Below are 740 nucleotides of genomic sequence, written 5' to 3'. Positions count from 1 at the left end.
CGTTTCATCATGTTGCCTCTTCGGCCACCTTGCTTTACGGCCGCTCTCGGCGCAACGGATTTGATTTCCAGCGGGATCACAAGATGGTTGACGGACGATGACGACGAGGCGATGGCAGCTGGCGCATGGACGCCATCTCGACCTTGGCGGCAAGGCCGTCGTGGTCGGCATCCTCAACGTCACGCCGGACAGTTTTTCCGATGGCGGGCTGTTCGCCGCGCGCGACGCGGCGCTCGACCAGGCGCGCCGCATGGTGGAGGAGGGCGCCGCCGTCATCGATGTCGGCGGCGAATCGACCAGGCCAGGCGCGTCAGCCGTGACCGGCCAGGAAGAGCAGGCACGCGTCCTGCCGGTCATCGAGGCGCTCGCCAAATCTGGCGAAGCGCTGATCTCGGTCGACACCTATCGCGAGGACACCGCGCGTCTGGCCGTCGCCGCCGGCGCGCATATCGTCAACGATGTCTGGGGCCTGCAGCGCGAGCCGGGCATTGCCCGCGTCGCCGCCGAAAACGGCGCCGGCCTCGTCATCATGCACACCGGGCGCGGCAGGCGAAAGCTGCCCGACGTCATCGATGATCAGCTTTTCTTTCTCAGGAAATCGCTGCAGATCGCGCGGGCCGGCGGCATCGCCGACGATCAGATCGTGCTCGATCCCGGCTTCGGCTTCGCCAAGGAAACGGCGGAGGAAAACCTCGATCTGATGGCGCGGTTTTCCGAGCTCCATGCGCTGGGTTACCCGC

At 66.1% G+C, this 740-nt stretch carries 1 protein-coding gene; it reads left to right on the top strand.

Annotated elements, in window-relative coordinates:
* Positions 1-97: 97 nt before the first annotated feature.
* A partial coding sequence (folP, locus tag EN745_RS35460) for a dihydropteroate synthase (RefSeq protein WP_127423353.1) occupies positions 98-740 on the top strand: 643 nt, incomplete at its 3' end.

This window comes from Mesorhizobium sp. M4A.F.Ca.ET.022.05.2.1 (assembly GCF_003998845.1).
Taxonomy (GTDB): Bacteria; Pseudomonadota; Alphaproteobacteria; order Rhizobiales; family Rhizobiaceae; genus Mesorhizobium.
This window is presented reverse-complemented; position numbering and strand designations above follow the sequence as displayed.